At 44.4% G+C, this 15,930-nt stretch carries 8 protein-coding genes, 2 tRNA genes and 3 rRNA genes; 4 read left to right on the top strand and 9 right to left on the bottom strand.

Annotation, left to right across the window (positions count from 1 at the left end; genetic code table 11):
- The first annotated feature begins 56 nt into the window (after positions 1 to 56).
- Both ACQZ43_RS11735 and ACQZ43_RS11730 read left to right on the top strand, forming a co-directional pair.
- Complete coding sequence (locus ACQZ43_RS11735; protein WP_430612866.1) at positions 57 to 1,544, top strand: PLP-dependent aminotransferase family protein; 1,488 nt, start codon at positions 57 to 59, stop codon at positions 1,542 to 1,544.
- 137 nt (positions 1,545 to 1,681) lie between these two features.
- Entirely contained in the window at positions 1,682 to 2,110 is a 429-nt protein-coding gene (locus tag ACQZ43_RS11730; protein WP_430612864.1) for a hypothetical protein, read from the top strand.
- A 115-nt stretch (positions 2,111 to 2,225) separates the two neighbouring features.
- Here ACQZ43_RS11730 and ACQZ43_RS11725 read toward each other — a convergent pair whose 3' ends face one another.
- Together ACQZ43_RS11725 and ACQZ43_RS11720 are read right to left on the bottom strand one after the other, a co-directional pair.
- Entirely contained in the window at positions 2,226 to 2,624 is a 399-nt protein-coding gene (locus tag ACQZ43_RS11725; protein WP_430612862.1) for a hypothetical protein, read from the bottom strand.
- Positions 2,625 to 3,006: 382 nt separating this feature from the next.
- A complete protein-coding gene (locus ACQZ43_RS11720) occupies positions 3,007 to 3,918 on the bottom strand; it encodes a helix-turn-helix domain-containing protein (protein ID WP_430612860.1) in 912 nt (303 codons plus the stop codon).
- Between the two features lie 151 nt (positions 3,919 to 4,069).
- On the opposite strand from ACQZ43_RS11720, the gene ACQZ43_RS11715 reads away from it, so the two are divergent.
- Both ACQZ43_RS11715 and ureC read left to right on the top strand, forming a co-directional pair.
- Positions 4,070 to 4,690, top strand: coding sequence for an urease subunit beta (locus tag ACQZ43_RS11715; protein WP_430612858.1), 621 nt, complete (start codon positions 4,070 to 4,072; stop codon positions 4,688 to 4,690).
- A gap of 155 nt (positions 4,691 to 4,845) precedes the next feature.
- Positions 4,846 to 6,558 (top strand): urease subunit alpha, encoded by a 1,713-nt coding sequence (gene ureC / locus ACQZ43_RS11710; protein WP_430612856.1) that lies wholly within the window; start codon positions 4,846 to 4,848, stop codon positions 6,556 to 6,558.
- 88 nt (positions 6,559 to 6,646) lie between these two features.
- Here the strand turns inward: ureC and ACQZ43_RS11705 are convergent, their stop codons facing one another.
- The 7 genes from ACQZ43_RS11705 to ACQZ43_RS11675 all read right to left on the bottom strand — a co-directional run bounded on the left by ACQZ43_RS11705 (position 6,647) and on the right by ACQZ43_RS11675 (position 15,930).
- Positions 6,647 to 7,411 (bottom strand): methyltransferase domain-containing protein, encoded by a 765-nt coding sequence (locus ACQZ43_RS11705; RefSeq protein ID WP_430612854.1) that lies wholly within the window; start codon positions 7,409 to 7,411, stop codon positions 6,647 to 6,649.
- A gap of 1,225 nt (positions 7,412 to 8,636) precedes the next feature.
- Positions 8,637 to 8,746, bottom strand: a 5S ribosomal RNA gene (gene rrf, locus ACQZ43_RS11700).
- Positions 8,747 to 8,861: 115 nt separating this feature from the next.
- Positions 8,862 to 11,746 (bottom strand): 23S ribosomal RNA (locus ACQZ43_RS11695).
- Between the two features lie 129 nt (positions 11,747 to 11,875).
- Positions 11,876 to 11,949, bottom strand: a tRNA-Ala gene (locus ACQZ43_RS11690).
- Positions 11,950 to 12,133: 184 nt separating this feature from the next.
- Positions 12,134 to 12,207 (bottom strand) — tRNA-Ile (locus ACQZ43_RS11685).
- A 68-nt stretch (positions 12,208 to 12,275) separates the two neighbouring features.
- Positions 12,276 to 13,793 (bottom strand): 16S ribosomal RNA (locus ACQZ43_RS11680).
- Together the 16S, 23S and 5S rRNA genes with 2 tRNA genes alongside form the textbook arrangement of a ribosomal RNA operon.
- A 1,633-nt stretch (positions 13,794 to 15,426) precedes the next feature.
- Positions 15,427 to 15,930 (bottom strand): N-acetyltransferase family protein, encoded by a 504-nt coding sequence (locus ACQZ43_RS11675; protein ID WP_430612851.1) that lies wholly within the window; start codon positions 15,928 to 15,930, stop codon positions 15,427 to 15,429.

Here is a 15,930-nt window from a genome sequence, read left to right as displayed (position 1 = left end):
ATTTTCAGCAAAAGTAGTACCTTGGCCGGACAAACAAACCTACCAGTTTTTAGAATATGAATAGTCCGGTTGAGATTCCATTTAAGAGTTTTATTGCCATTGATCGCGTATCGAATACCGCGGTCTACCTACAAATAGCCACACAGATTATCAATGCGATTCAGCGCGGTTACTTGGTATCGGGTACCCGACTTCCAGGCAGCAGGAGTTTGGCCAACACCCTTGAAGTTCACCGGAATACGGTGGTCAGCAGCTATGAGGAACTGGAGGCTCAAGGGTGGATAGACATACTGCCCAACAAGGGCACCTATGTAGCGGGGAAGCAGGATGAAAAACCGCAAAGAATAAAATCTTTTTTACAAACCGACCTGGCACATTACCCCGCACGTACCGGATTTGTTTTTAAAAAAAATACCCTGCTCGACCATGCCGTTGATCACACCAACTGCAATTGGGCTTTTACCGATGGTATTCCCGACGTGCGCCTTTCGCAAATCGAACAACTCGCCAAGTGGTACAGTGCCAATCTCAAGCGAAAAAGCAGCCGCAAACACTTGGGATACCAACAAAACGAGGGCAGTGAATACTTTAAGGAAAACCTGTCGAATTTTCTCAATCTATCGCGCGGTTTGCACATATCCAAAAACAACATCATGATTACCCGAGGCATCGAAATGGGTATCTACATAGCGACAGAATTGCTGGTGGCGCCCAACGATGTGGTTTTAGTGGGCGAGCTGAGCTATTATGCGACCAATATGATTTTTCAGAAAGCCGGTGCTCGGTTGCACTCGGTACCGATGGATATGGAGGGCATCGACGTCGACGCGGTCAGAAAAATCTGTCAAACCACGAAAATCCGAATGTTGTACCTTACGCCACACCACCATTATCCCACTACGGTGACCTTGAGTGCCGCCAGACGTATAGAACTGCTTCACTTATCCGCTCAATACGGTTTTATCATTTTGGAAGACGACTACGACTATGATTTTCACTACAACAGCAGTCCCATACTTCCGTTGGCCAGTGCAGATACTCACGGTATGGTCGTCTATATCGGTTCGTTTTGTAAATCCCTAGCCCCGGGGTTCCGAACTGGCTTTATCGTCGCTCCCGAGGAATTAATACGGGAATTGCGCAAGTTTTTGAGCATTATTGACCAACAAGGTGATGTGTTGATGGAAGGGGTGCTCGGAGAGATGATTGAGGAGGGAGAAATTCACCGCCACCTGAAAAAAGCGCTAAAAGTATACCAGCAACGCCGCGATTACTTCGGCTTGTTATTGCGCGAAGAATTGCAGCCCTATGTCGAATTTACTACCCCTACTGGGGGTTTGGCCATTTGGACCCAATGGGATGCCAAACTCAATCTCATGCGCATCAGCAAGGAGTGTTTAAAGCAAGATTTATACCTACCAACTCCCCTGCTGTACCAATCTAAGAAAATTACAGCGATGCGACTGGGATTTGGAAATTTTGACGAAAAAGAAATGCCGCAGCTGGTCGATAAATTGGCTAAAGCGGTCAAAAACTCCCTATAAGCAATAATTTAACAACAAAAAAAGCAATAATTAATAATATTATTAAAATACAGTCTTTTTAGGGTGTTATTTCGCAGCTCTGACCAAAACACTTTAAATAATTATTAATATCTTTGCGGCAAACAAACAATAATCTAATGAAAAAATTAATTTACCTATCGACTTTGGCGCTGGCTGCCTTGACTATTAATAGCTGTAGCAGTGACGACGATTCGACTAAAAATCCATTGGTGGGAACTTGGGAAGCGACCACGCTGAGCTATACCTATGTAGAAGGGATGACCAATACACACCCTTTTTCACAAATTACAGCGGGCTGTGCTGTAGATGTAATTGAACTAACAGAGCAACATGTTGGAACGGTAAAAGCAGAAGAAAAAGTAGAGCAAAATTGCCAAGCGACTACAGCAGTAGCTACTTGGTCTGACAGCAGCATCCAAGTGGTTGGCGAAGCGACGGAACGCGCTATACTAGCGGTTGACGACAAGCAAATGACCTTGAAATATTTGATGACCTATCCGAAATTCGGTACTATAGATGTTATCGTTGTTTACACGCGTAAATAATACTAAGGGTATCTAAACAAAGCTCGAGTTTACTCGGCTGTGATTACCCATAAAAAAAGGATGGACCAGCATCAGCTAGTACCATCCTTTTTTTATCAAGCGGTTACCGAGTTCGTTAGAGTTCGTTAATCGTTTTTATCTTCATGGAGTAATCCACTTTATAAATCATCTTCGTTCCACAAACACAAGCAATGTATTCCGCCGTGTTTCCGGATTCCTTACCGCTAATTATTTTAATATTGGCCAGGCCACACGAAGTCAATTCTGCTATTTCTTTCTTGATTCTGGGTAAACTCGATGGATGTGAAATCTTTCCCTCGGCCAAACTCCTGATCTCGTCGTCTTGGGTCAGTAGGCATACATTGTCCTTCTCCACAATCTTAGTCGGGGCTTTTTTAGTTTGCTTTTCCACCTGTTGCGTCGGAGTTTTCTCTTGTGCTGCGCTTTTGTTTTGGGCTACACCACAGCTCGATGTACCGATTAAAATCAATAATGTAAACAATACTTTTTTCATAATTAATCTATTTAGTTAAAAAAATAAATATACGCTAAAAAAAGCACAAAATACGCATCACTTTTCTTATAAATTTGTACATCAAAAGAAACGCTACAAACTATCACCCAAAAGGCAATGAGCACTTATGTAAAACAATAAATTCAAAAACAGTGCCAAAACAGCAATAACGGCATTTTACTGAGTATTCACCTCGTTTTATCAGCATAAATCACGCACTACACTAATTTGCATTGAATTTACAGTAGTATTGAATTTTTTTTAGTCGGAATTCAACCCGCCTTAGACCAGTAAAAAAACTCCGTTTAGACCGCGTATTCCCAATCAAAAAAAACGTAATAATAAACGCAAAACGCGATTATTCGCAAGGTATTTACAGCAGTTAGCCCTTGAGGGAATCCGTGCTTTTCATCGGGCTAATTTGCAGATTAGCGCGATAGGCTGTAGGGGTAATTCCCGTTACTTTTTTAAAAAAACGAGTAAAATATGAAGGGGAATGAAAGTTGAGCGCATAGGCGATTTCCGCTATGTCCTTGGTGGGATCTTGCAATAAAATTTGACTCCTGCGTATAAATATTTCATTGATCCACTGCTTGGTGGACATGCCCATAACTCGTTTGACACATTTGTTTAAATAACTTTCCGATACGGTCAAGAGATCGGCGTAAAACGCCACCGGTCGATGTTCCATATAATGGTCTTTGACCAACTCCTTAAAGCGATATAAAATCTGTACATCGCGAAGGTTCCAATTGACCCCTTCCGCGTGATAAGACAGTCGCGATAAAATAGAGAAAAACAGGTTTAAATAGATATCGGCGCGATTTTGTGGCTGCCTTAACTCCTCGTCCAAAATGATAAAACTGGCCAGCATCGCTTTCATCTCGTAGTCATCCAAGGGAAAAAAAGGCGCATAATTGTAGTAAAACGGCTTGGAATTATGCCATAAAAAATGCGTCAAAACCTCTTCTTCATAAATGGCGATAAAACCCTCCGCATCAGCACTGACCTCTATGGTTTTGGTATGGATACCGCGGTTGACATTTAAGCATTGTCCCTGCGAAATCACGTACTGCAAGTCCTCATACTGTTGAACAACACGCCCCTGAGTGACGAATATCAGAAAGTTAAAAGTCGTTTTATAGCCGTGGTCACTGGCTCGTATGCCCTTTAAATAATCTTGAATATTATAGAGCTGTAAGGTGTTTCTGTTGAATAAAATTTGAGAAGATACCGCCGGTAAAAAGAGTCTTTTAAACGCTTCATTGGTCAAAAAGTTCAGGGGTAATTCCATAGTTAAACAAATTAAAGTCAGGTAAAGGTATAAAAAAATCCCGGCTGTTTTATAAATTTTAAATCCGACGATAATGTACTAGCAATGTCCTGTTTTGTAGTAGTAAGCCAGAGGGCATACCCGTAATTTTGCACTAAAATAAATCGAGATTATGTATTTAACAAAGCAAGAAAATGAAAAGTTATTATTGTTATTTGCCGCAGAAATAGCAGGAAGAAGGAAGCAAAAGGGTTTGGCCTTAAATTATCCAGAAACCATCTCGTATTTTTGTGGACACATCATTGAAGGAGCTCGAGAAGGCAAAACAGTGAATCAATTAATTGAGGAATGCAATAATTTACTAACCCCAGATCAAGTGATGCCCGGAGTTGCCAATCTACTCGTAGATATGCAAGTTGAAGCCACTTTTCCCGACGGAACAAAACTGGTTTCTCTACAGCGACCTATCGCAATTCAAGAAGATACTATCGCCCCTGGAGCCTATGAGTTTGCAGCTGGCGATATCGAACTACTACCCCATCGCGAACGCCTGAGCATTCAAGTCAGCAACAGTGCCGATCGTCCCGTGCAAGTGGGATCGCACTACCACTTTTACGAAACCAATCCTGCCTTGATCTTTGACCGCGAACGAACTTTGGGCTATCGCTTGGATATAGCCTCAGGACTATCCATCCGTTTTTTACCCGGTGAAACGCAAACCGTAGACCTCGTGAAATATGGTGGAACTCAAGAAATTTACGGATTTACAGGAAAGGTAAACGCTGCATTGTAACAGCTAAGCCGCTGGTATTAAATCCCTATCGCCTCAAGAATAAAGCAATCATCAAGAGTCAACACGCCCGCCATAAACGATTGGAAACGACAACAAAACCGAATGAAGCAGTAGCGATGGCGCTGTGACTTTTGACAAACAAATATAATCTACGCATGAAAAAAATAAATAGAAAAGAATACGCCAGTTACTACGGTCCTACAACTGGAGATAAAGTGAGATTGGCAGATACTTCACTGTGGATTGAAATTGAAAAAGATTTCACTACTTATGGTGATGAATGCCTTTTTGGTGGCGGAAAAGTCATCCGCGATGGAATGGGACAACACCCAACTGCAACCCGAGCCGATGGCGTTTTAGATACCGTAATCATCAATGCCGTGATTGTTGATCACTGGGGAATTGTCAAAGCGGATATCGGTATAAAAGACGGTATTATCGTCGGTATTGGAAAAGCGGGCAATCCCAATGTCATGGATGGCGTAAGTCCACAAATGACCATTGGTGTGGGAACAGAAGTAATCGCAGCCGAAAATCTAATAGTTACTGCGGGTACCATAGATACCCACGTTCATTATATATGTCCACAACAGTTTGACGTTGCGCTTCAAGCGGGTACAACAACCGTTGTAGGCGGCGGCACCGGACCAGCGGCGGGTAGTTTGGCTACCAACTGTATGTCTGGCGTTTGGAATTTGAGAAAAATGCTCTTGGCGACAGATACTATTCCCATCAATTTCGTCTTTCTTGCAAAAGGGAATAGTTCTAGCGCCGAAGCGCTTAACGAGGTGATTACTGCAGGTGCTGGTGGAATGAAAATTCACGAAGACTGGGGCAGTACTCCTTATGTGCTCAACAACTGCTTGGAAGTGGCCGATGAATCCGATATACAAGTGTGCATCCATACCGATACGTTAAACGAAGCCGGTTTTGTGGAAGACTCCTTAAAATCGTTCAATCACCGCACCATACACACCTACCATACCGAAGGTGCCGGAGGCGGTCATGCACCCGATTTGCTCAAGGTAGCCTCTTATGCCAATATACTTCCCTCTTCTACTACTCCAACCAATCCCTTTACCATCAATACGGTAGATGAACACTTGGATATGATGATGATTTGCCACCATTTGGATAAAAATATCCCCGAGGATTTGGCCTTTGCCAAGTCGCGTATTCGCGTGCAAACCATCGGAGCCGAAGGGGTACTACAAGATTTAGGCGCAATTAGCATGATGAGTTCCGACTCACAAGCCATGGGACGTATCGGTGAAGTGGTTAGTAGAACTTGGCAAATTGCCGATAAGATGAAAAAGGATCGCGGTTCCCTGGGAATTGACGTTAAAAACGACAACTTCAGAGCGAAACGCTATGTGGCCAAATACACGATTAATCCAGCCATCGCACACGGAATATCCGAACACGTCGGTTCTATAGAAGTTGGAAAAATGGCCGATATCGTATTTTACAAGCCTGCTGCCTTCGGTGTTAAACCCGAAATGGTACTCAAAGGTGGCGTAATTGCCTATGCGGGCATGGGCGATCCTAATGCATCCATCTCTACACCACAGCCTTATATGTACAGACCGATGTTTGGATGCCACGGCGATGCAGTGGGACAAATATCTGCCTTGTTCGTAGCACAACAGGCTCTTGATCACGGAGGCATCAAGGAATTGGGTGTTCAAAAAATGTTGAAACTCGTATCGAATTGCAGAAATGTTAAAAAAACCGATATGATCTATAACGACGCCCTGCCGGAAATTACCATGGACCACAGCACTTACGAAATACGCATAGACGGGGAATTAATACAAGCCACCCCTTCTACGCAATTGCCGTTGACACAACTTTATTTCTTGGCGTAGTCAGCAAAATCCAAACAAACACAAAACCTAAAAAACGGAGCCGGCATCACTTGGATGCGGACTCCGTTTTTGCTTTTTATATACGTAGCTAAAACTTAGCGGCAATCACAATGCGCTTAAACGGATAGAAAGCCGGAGCTTTGGGGAAATTCTGCGAAATACGCCGCTTGAACTCCACCGTAAAGGCCTCTTGAGTACGGGCGTCCATTCTTTCAAAATAAGGAATTAGTGCCGATCCCGCGATAAAATCATAGAGCTGTTCCGCATTTTTGACAATTATCGGGTAAATTTTTTCATACACCGTCATGTCCTTTGCACCTTCCTCGAATAAAATACGCGCATACGCATCGATACTCAATACCGGCGACACGCGTTTCCACGATTTTAAAACCTCCTGATATGGAGGTTCCTGTACCAATTCCAACAGCAATTGATTTAAGATATTGTCGTTTTGAGCGGGTAGCTGAACAACCAATTGCCCTTCGGCCTTGAGACAGCCTATCATCCTGGGTAATAAGCGCTTATGGTCGTCTACCCACTGTATGGCCGCATTGGAAAAAATCAAATCCCAAGTGGTTTCCCGATTCAACTGTTCCTCGATACCGCGCTGCTCAAAAAAGAGTTGCTCTTGGACAAATACCGATGATTTTTCGAGCATCTCCGCAGAGGAATCAACCCCTAAAACCATGGCATGTGGGAGTTTAGCCGCCAAAAAACTTGTCAGTTCTCCTGTGCCACAGCCCAAGTCCAACACATCCATATTCATTCTGTTATCGACTAAAGCCAATAAATCGTAAAAGGGTGCATAGCGCTCGGATTTAAATTGATCGTATACATTGGGATTCCATGCCATATTAAACGGATTAAAAATTAAAAAATGCTATACCCTATATAAATATACGCTTTTTTGCTTTACTAAAAACCCATTTCAAGCACTAAAGCGCGACAATCGGCTCGAAAATAAATAAGCGAAGAGGGAAAGCCGATGCGTTGATTTGCCGATGCGCGGATGCGCCATATTTTGTGCAAAGGATTTAAAAACTGCATTTTTTATTCGGAATCGAACCCAAGGAAAAGCTGATTCGTTTATTTGCAGATGCGCGGATGCGCCATATTTTGTACAAAGGATCTAAGGATTGCAATTTTTATTCGGAAAAGAACTCCAAGAAAACGCTTATTCGCGGATTTGCCGATGCGCGGATGCGCCTTGGTTTGCAGAAAATATACAAGGACTGCGTTTTTTATTCGGAATTAAACCCTAGGAAAAGCTGATTCGTTGATTTGCCGATGCGCGGATGCGCCATATTTTGTACAAAGGATTTAAGAATTGCAATTTTTATTCGGAAACTGAACCCAAGGAAATGCTTATTCGTTTATTTGCGGATGCGCGGATGCGCCATATTTTGTACAAAGGATTTAAGGATTGCAATTTTTATTCGGAATTGAACCCAAGGAGAAGCTGATTCGTTTATTTGCGGATGCGCGGATGCGCCATATTTTGTACAAAGGATTGAAGGATTGCAATTTTTATTCGGAATTGACCTCCTTTGCATGACCATCGCTCGCGCCAGCATCTTGCTGGTGCGCACAAACTAAAAGCTTATTCGCTTATTTGCGGATGCGCGGATGCGCCTTGGTTTGTAGAAAATATACAAGGACTGCGTTTTTAATTCGGAAAATGAACTCCTTTACGCAACCTGGCAAATCAGCGAATAAACAAATCCGCGAATAAGCCAACAATACAATGGGTACCAGCGTGACGCTGGCACCAGCGAATAAAAGCCTATTCGCTGATTTGCCGATGCGCGGATGCGCCTTAGTTTGTACAAAGCAGTTAAGAACTACATTTTTAATCCGGAAAACGAACTCCTTTACGCAACCTGGCAAATCATCGAATCATCGAATCAACAAATCAGCGAATAAATAAATATCATCGAATCAGCATAAAACAAAAAACCCTCACCAAATAAATGATGAGGGTTCTCAAAAGAAAGGCGACGAACCGAGGCCAAAGGCCGAACACGTCGGTCCATATAAACAAAAAACCCCTAGTCTGTGAAGACTAGGGGTTCTCAAAAGAAAGGCGACGACATACTCTCCCACATAAATGCAGTACCATCTGCGCTAACGGGCTTAACTGCTCTGTTCGAAATGGGAAGAGGTGAGCCCCGCTGCAATAACCACCTTAAATCGGTTGTTATCCAAGGGTTTGGAATAACGAATATCGTAACATACGAAGATATTTAAATACTTGTATTGTATAAGTAGAAAGTCATCCTGTCCCGTTTAAAAAACGGGACAGTACACATAAGCTTACGGGTTATTAGTACTACTCGACTATGACATTACTGCCTTTACATCTATAGCCTATCAACGTGGTCATCTCCCACGACCCTTTAAAGAAATCTCATCTTGTGGTGGGTTTCGCGCTTATATGCTTTCAGCGCTTATCCCTGCCAAACGTAGCTACTCTGCGATGCCCCTGGCGAGACAACAGATACACTAGAGGTTTGTCCAAATCGGTCCTCTCGTACTAGAATCAGATCCACTCAAATTTCTAACGCCCGCAGTAGATAGAGACCGAACTGTCTCACGACGTTCTGAACCCAGCTCGCGTGCCACTTTAATGGGCGAACAGCCCAACCCTTGGGACCTTCTCCAGCCCCAGGATGTGACGAGCCGACATCGAGGTGCCAAACCCCCCCGTCGATATGAGCTCTTGGGGGAGATCAGCCTGTTATCCCCGGCGTACCTTTTATCCTTTGAGCGATGGCCCTTCCATGCGGAACCACCGGATCACTATGCTCTACTTTCGTACCTGGTCGACTTGTTAGTCTCTCAGTCAAGCTCCCTTATACCATTGCACTCTACGCACGGTTACCAAGCGTGCTGAGGGAACCTTTAGAAGCCTCCGTTACTCTTTTGGAGGCGACCACCCCAGTCAAACTACCCACCAAGCAATGTCCTCCATTATATGGAGTTAGATCTCAAATAAGCAAAGGGTGGTATTTCAACAATGACTCCACAACGCCTAGCGACGCCACTTCACAGTCTCCCACCTATCCTACACATCACTTATCCAAGAACAATACTAAGCTATAGTAAAGGTGCACAGGGTCTTTTCGTCCCACTGCGGGTAATCGGCATCTTCACCGATACTACAATTTCACCGAGCTCATGGCTGAGACAGCGTCCAGATCGTTACACCATTCGTGCAGGTCGGAACTTACCCGACAAGGAATTTCGCTACCTTAGGACCGTTATAGTTACGGCCGCCGTTTACTGGGGCTTCAATTCAATGCTTCTGATTGCTCATAACATCTCCTCTTAACCTTCCAGCACCGGGCAGGTGTCAGGCCCTATACTTCATCTTACGATTTTGCAGAGCCCTGTGTTTTTGATAAACAGTCGCCTGGACCTCTTCACTGCGGCCAGCTTGCGCTGGCGACCTTTCTCCCGAAGTTACAGGTCTATTTTGCCTAGTTCCTTAGCCATGAATCTCTCGAGCACCTTAGGATTCTCTCCCCAACTACCTGTGTCGGTTTACGGTACGGGTACTTATAATCTAAGTTTAGAAGGTTTTCTTGGAAGCCCTTAGGCACACTATCTACTTGTCCGTAGACTCGCAGTACTATCGATCTTTGCCATTCCAAACGCATTTTACTATCTGGAATATAGCTACAATCTTCAACGAACTATTCCGTCAGTTCGCGGTGCTTTCATCACTCCGTCACTCCATCACAATTATAAGTAGTACGGGAATATTAACCCGTTGGCCATCGACGTCCCCCTTCGGGTTTGCCTTAGGACCCGACTAACCCACAGCTGATTAGCATAGCTGTGGAAACCTTAGTTTTTCGGTGTGCGGGTTTCTCGCCCGCATTATCGTTACTTATGCCTACATTTTCTTTTCTAATTAGTCCAGCAAGTCTCGCAACTCACCTTCAACCCCATTAGAATGCTCCCCTACCACTTACAGACCCTTGTCTGTAAATCCATAGCTTCGGTAGTATACTTATGCCCGATTATTATCCATGCTCGTCCGCTCGACTAGTGAGCTGTTACGCACTCTTTAAATGAATGGCTGCTTCCAAGCCAACATCCTAGCTGTCTGGGCAGACAAACCGCGTTTTTTCAACTTAGTATACATTTGGGGACCTTAGCTGATGGTCTGGGTTCTTTCCCTCTCGGACATGGACCTTAGCACCCATGCCCTCACTGTTAGTGAACATTATATAGCATTCGGAGTTTGTCAGGAATTGGTAGGTGGTGAAACCCCCGCATCCAATCAGTAGCTCTACCTCTATATAACTTTATAACTAACGCTGCACCTAAATGCATTTCGGGGAGTACGAGCTATTTCCGAGTTTGATTGGCCTTTCACCCCTACCCACAGGTCATCCGAAGACTTTTCAACGTCAACCGGTTCGGTCCTCCATTTAGTGTTACCTAAACTTCAACCTGCCCATGGGTAGATCACACGGTTTCGCGTCTACCACTACTGACTAAAGCGCCCTATTCAGACTCGCTTTCGCTACGGATCCATGGCTTAACCACTTATCCTTGCCAGCAACGGTAACTCGTAGGCTCATTATGCAAAAGGCACGCCGTCACCCCACTTAAGGGCTCCGACCGCTTGTAGGCGTATGGTTTCAGGATCTATTTCACTCCGTTATTCACGGTTCTTTTCACCTTTCCCTCACGGTACTGGTTCACTATCGGTCTCTCAGGAGTATTTAGCCTTAGCGGATGGTCCCGCCAGTTTCAATCAGGGTTTCACGTGCCCCGACCTACTCAGGATACCACTATTCTTATCTTCCATTACTTATACGGGACTGTCACCCTCTATGGTCAAGCTTTCCAACTTGTTCTAATTCTGTCCGCAAGAAACATCGTGGTCCTACAACCCCAATATTGCCGTAACAACATTGGTTTGGGCTGTTCCGCGTTCGCTCGCCACTACTTACGGAATCACTTTTGTTTTCTTCTCCTCCGCCTACTTAGATGTTTCAGTTCAGCGGGTTTGCCTCCTATCGGATACTATGTCTTCAACATAGTGGGTTGCCCCATTCGGATATCTACGGATCAATTCGTGTGTGCCGATCCCCGTAGCTTTTCGCAGCTTATCACGTCCTTCTTCGCCTCTGAGAGCCTAGGCATCCCCCATACGCCCTTATTTTGCTTATGTGCTTGTGTAATCAATCGAAATCAATTACGTGCTTTCTATTATTTTTATTGTATTTAAATATCTCAATATGTCAATGAACGTGTGGCGAGTCGCCACAGACAATTATTTCTGTGTGACTTTATGCCGTAGTGGAGAATATCGGAGTCGAACCGATGACCTCCTGCGTGCAAGGCAGGCGCTCTAGCCAGCTGAGCTAATCCCCCAATGAATTTAGAAGGTAGTCTTCCAAACGTAGTCGGGTTAGTCAACCTCTAAAATTTCCTTTCAATAAAAGTGTGTTTTTCCTAGCTATTAGCCAGTAATGCCCGCGTCTGACGTTGTCCTTTGCCGTTTTGTTTGCGCAAAATGCAGACAAAATAGTCAAAAGTTTACCTCAGGCGTAGCCTGTAGTCCCGGGCAGACTCGAACTGCCGACCCCTACATTATCAGTGTAGTACTCTAACCAGCTGAGCTACGAGACTCTGTACTTTTATTGTGTATTATTTGAATTGAACAGCGAGAGCAAGATAAAATTACTGCGTATCTCTAGAAAGGAGGTGTTCCAGCCGCACCTTCCGGTACGGCTACCTTGTTACGACTTAGCCCTAGTTACCAGTTTTACCCTAGGCAGCTCCTTGCGGTCACCGACTTCAGGTACCCCCAGCTTCCATGGCTTGACGGGCGGTGTGTACAAGGCCCGGGAACGTATTCACCGGATCATGGCTGATATCCGATTACTAGCGATTCCAGCTTCACGGAGTCGAGTTGCAGACTCCGATCCGAACTGTGACCGGTTTTGTAGATTCGCTCCTGGTCGCCCAGTGGCTGCTCTCTGTACCGGCCATTGTAGCACGTGTGTAGCCCAGGACGTAAGGGCCGTGATGATTTGACGTCATCCCCACCTTCCTCTCAGTTTGCACTGGCAGTCTCGTTAGAGTTCCCGGCATGACCCGCTGGCAACTAACGATAGGGGTTGCGCTCGTTATAGGACTTAACCTGACACCTCACGGCACGAGCTGACGACAACCATGCAGCACCTTGTAAATTGTCTTGCGAAAGTAATGTTTCCAAAACGGTCAATCTACATTTAAGCCCTGGTAAGGTTCCTCGCGTATCATCGAATTAAACCACATGCTCCACCGCTTGTGCGGGCCCCCGTCAATTCCTTTGAGTTTCATTCTTGCGAACGTACTCCCCAGGTGGGATACTTATCACTTTCGCTTAGCCACTCAGTCTTGCGACCGAACAGCTAGTATCCATCGTTTACGGCGTGGACTACCAGGGTATCTAATCCTGTTCGCTACCCACGCTTTCGTTCATCAGCGTCAATCAATTGATAGTAACCTGCCTTCGCAATTGGTATTCCATGTAATATCTAAGCATTTCACCGCTACACTACATATTCTAGTTACTTCCCAATAATTCAAGTCCGACAGTATCAATGGCCATTTCCTAGTTAAGCTAGGAGATTTCACCACTGACTTATCAAACCGCCTACGAACCCTTTAAACCCAATGATTCCGGATAACGCTTGGATCCTCCGTATTACCGCGGCTGCTGGCACGGAGTTAGCCGATCCTTATTCCTACAGTACCTTCAAATACCCTCACGAGGGTAGGTTTATTCCTGTATAAAAGCAGTTTACAATCCATAGGACCGTCTTCCTGCACGCGGCATGGCTGGTTCAGAGTTGCCTCCATTGACCAATATTCCTCACTGCTGCCTCCCGTAGGAGTCTGGTCCGTGTCTCAGTACCAGTGTGGGGGATCTCCCTCTCAGGACCCCTACCCATCATTGCCTTGGTATGCCGTTACCATACCAACTAGCTAATGGGACGCATGCTCATCTTTTACCGATAAATCTTTAGTTGTCAAATGATGCCATCCAACAACACTATAAGGCATTAATCCAAATTTCTCTGGGCTATTCCTTTGTAAAAGGTAGATTGCATACGCGTTACGCACCCGTGCGCCGGTCTCTAGGAAGCAAGCTCCCTATACCCCTCGACTTGCATGTGTTAAGCCTGCCGCTAGCGTTCATCCTGAGCCAGGATCAAACTCTTCATCGTATTTTTTTAATATGTGTAGATAGTTTGCGCTAATTCTTGAAATCTTGCGATTTCCTTACTCTCTTCTTATTTGCTGTCAATTCAATATGTCTATGAACGTGTCTTCTTGTTTTTCGCTTGTCTCTCAAAGCGGATGCAAAACTACAACTTCTTTTTTAACTGGCAAGGTTTTTATAGAAAAATAATTTTTCTTTTTTTCTCGTCAATCGTTACTATCACTGGCCTCCCTTATTCGGCTCGTCGGATTTAACCCCCTACGACCCTCACAATCTCAACCCGGTAATCAAAGAACTTCTGCGGTAATGCGAGTGCAAAAGTAGGCCTTTTTATCGGCTTTCCTAATCTTTTGAAGTTTTTTTTAAAGGGGTTTTGCCGGGGATTTGTTAACTGCTTAGTTACCCTAACTTTACACGGGGCTTTTTTTTGCGGATTTGTTGATTCGCTTATTCGCCGGGATGCGGAGAATACACGATTTGTGGAAATAGTTAGACATTAGCGGATTCGCGGATTTGTTGATTCGCGGATTCGAGAGTACCGGAGAATAGAAGATGGCTTGTTATAGTAAAGAGTGGATTCGCGGATTTGTTGATTCGCTTATTTGCCGGGTTGCGGAGAATGCACGATTTGTGGAAATAGTTAGACATTAGCGGATTCGAGGATTTGCTGATTCGACAGTACCGGAGAATAGAAGATAGCTTGTTATAGCAAAGAGCGGATTCGTGGATTTGTTGATTCGCTTATTCGCCAAGTTGAGGAGAATGCACGATTTGTGGAAATAGTTAGTTCTTAGCGGATTCGTTGATTCGTGCATTCGCTGATTCGAGAGATTGCGTAAAGGAGTTCTTTTCCGGATTAAATATGTAGCCCATAATTACTTTCTGCAACCTCCGCTGGTGCCAGCGTCACGCTGGTACCCTCTTATATTGTAGGCTGATTCGCGGATTTGTTGATTCGCTTATTCGCCGGGCTGTGGAGTATGCACGATTTGCGAAAATAGTTAGTTCTTAGCAGATTCAAGGATTTGTGTATTCGGTTATTCGATAGGCAATATAAAGGAGTTCATTTTTCGAATAAAAAATGTAGTCCTTAATTACTTTCCGCAAAACAGGGCGCATCCGCGCATCCGCAAATCAACGAATAGGCTTTTTATTGTTCGCACCAGCAAGATGCTGGCGCGAGCGGCGAAAACAGAAGATAGCTTCTTATTAGTAAAGAGCGGATTCGAGGATCTGTTTATTCATTAGGTAATGTATAAGGAGTTCATTTTTCGAATAAAAAATGTAGTCCTTAATTACTTTCTGCAAACCAAGGCGAATCTGCGAATGGACGAATCCGCGAACAAGCTTTTCCTTGGAGTTCAATTTCCGAATAAAAAATATCAAATAAACCGCAAACAACATAGGGTATATTCGTTAAAAACGAGTACCTTACAACAAATTTATCACACATGGCTAAAGAACAGAGTCCTCGTAAAAGCGAAAAGAAAGTAGCTTTAAAAACACCTGCTGAGAAAAAAGCAGCAAAAAGAGATAAGAAAAGCAAAAAAGGACAAGACTAACTGTCCCCATAAACAAACAAGGCCTTAACCGCAGCGGTTAAGGCCTTTAATTTTATAGTGTATTCTCGGTATTCCCTAAACTGCCAGGCGCTTACCCAAAATCGTCAAATCGTAATCGCGTTCATCTATAGAGGCGACAGCAGGTAAGTTTCCCCAAATTTCAAAATCCAGAGATAAGAAAAGTTGCAGACTCGGTATATTGTGCGCAAAAACGAATCCCAATATCGTTTTAATTCCCAAAGTAGGGGCCTGTGCCATGCTATAAAGCAGCAATTGCTTGCCCAAACCTTTTCCCCTTTGCTGTTCGGCTATATAAATACTTATTTCAGCGGTCGCATCATAAGCGGGTCGGCCGTAAAACGACTGAAAGCTGATCCAGGCCAAAACCACTCCGCGCTCACTTTCTACTATCCACAGCGGACGCTGTTTAGCGCAGTGTGCCTCGAACCACGGTTGCTTGCTCGCTACGGTAACCGCTGCGGTATCTGCCGTAACCATTCTAGACGGTATCGTGGAATTGTAAATGGCTACAATTTCCGCCAAATCCCCCTGTACCGCATCCCTGTATTTTACTGTCAT

This window comes from Flavobacterium sp. JP2137 (assembly GCF_050562195.1).
In the GTDB taxonomy this organism is placed as follows: Bacteria; Bacteroidota; Bacteroidia; order Flavobacteriales; family Flavobacteriaceae; genus Flavobacterium.
This window is presented reverse-complemented; position numbering and strand designations above follow the sequence as displayed.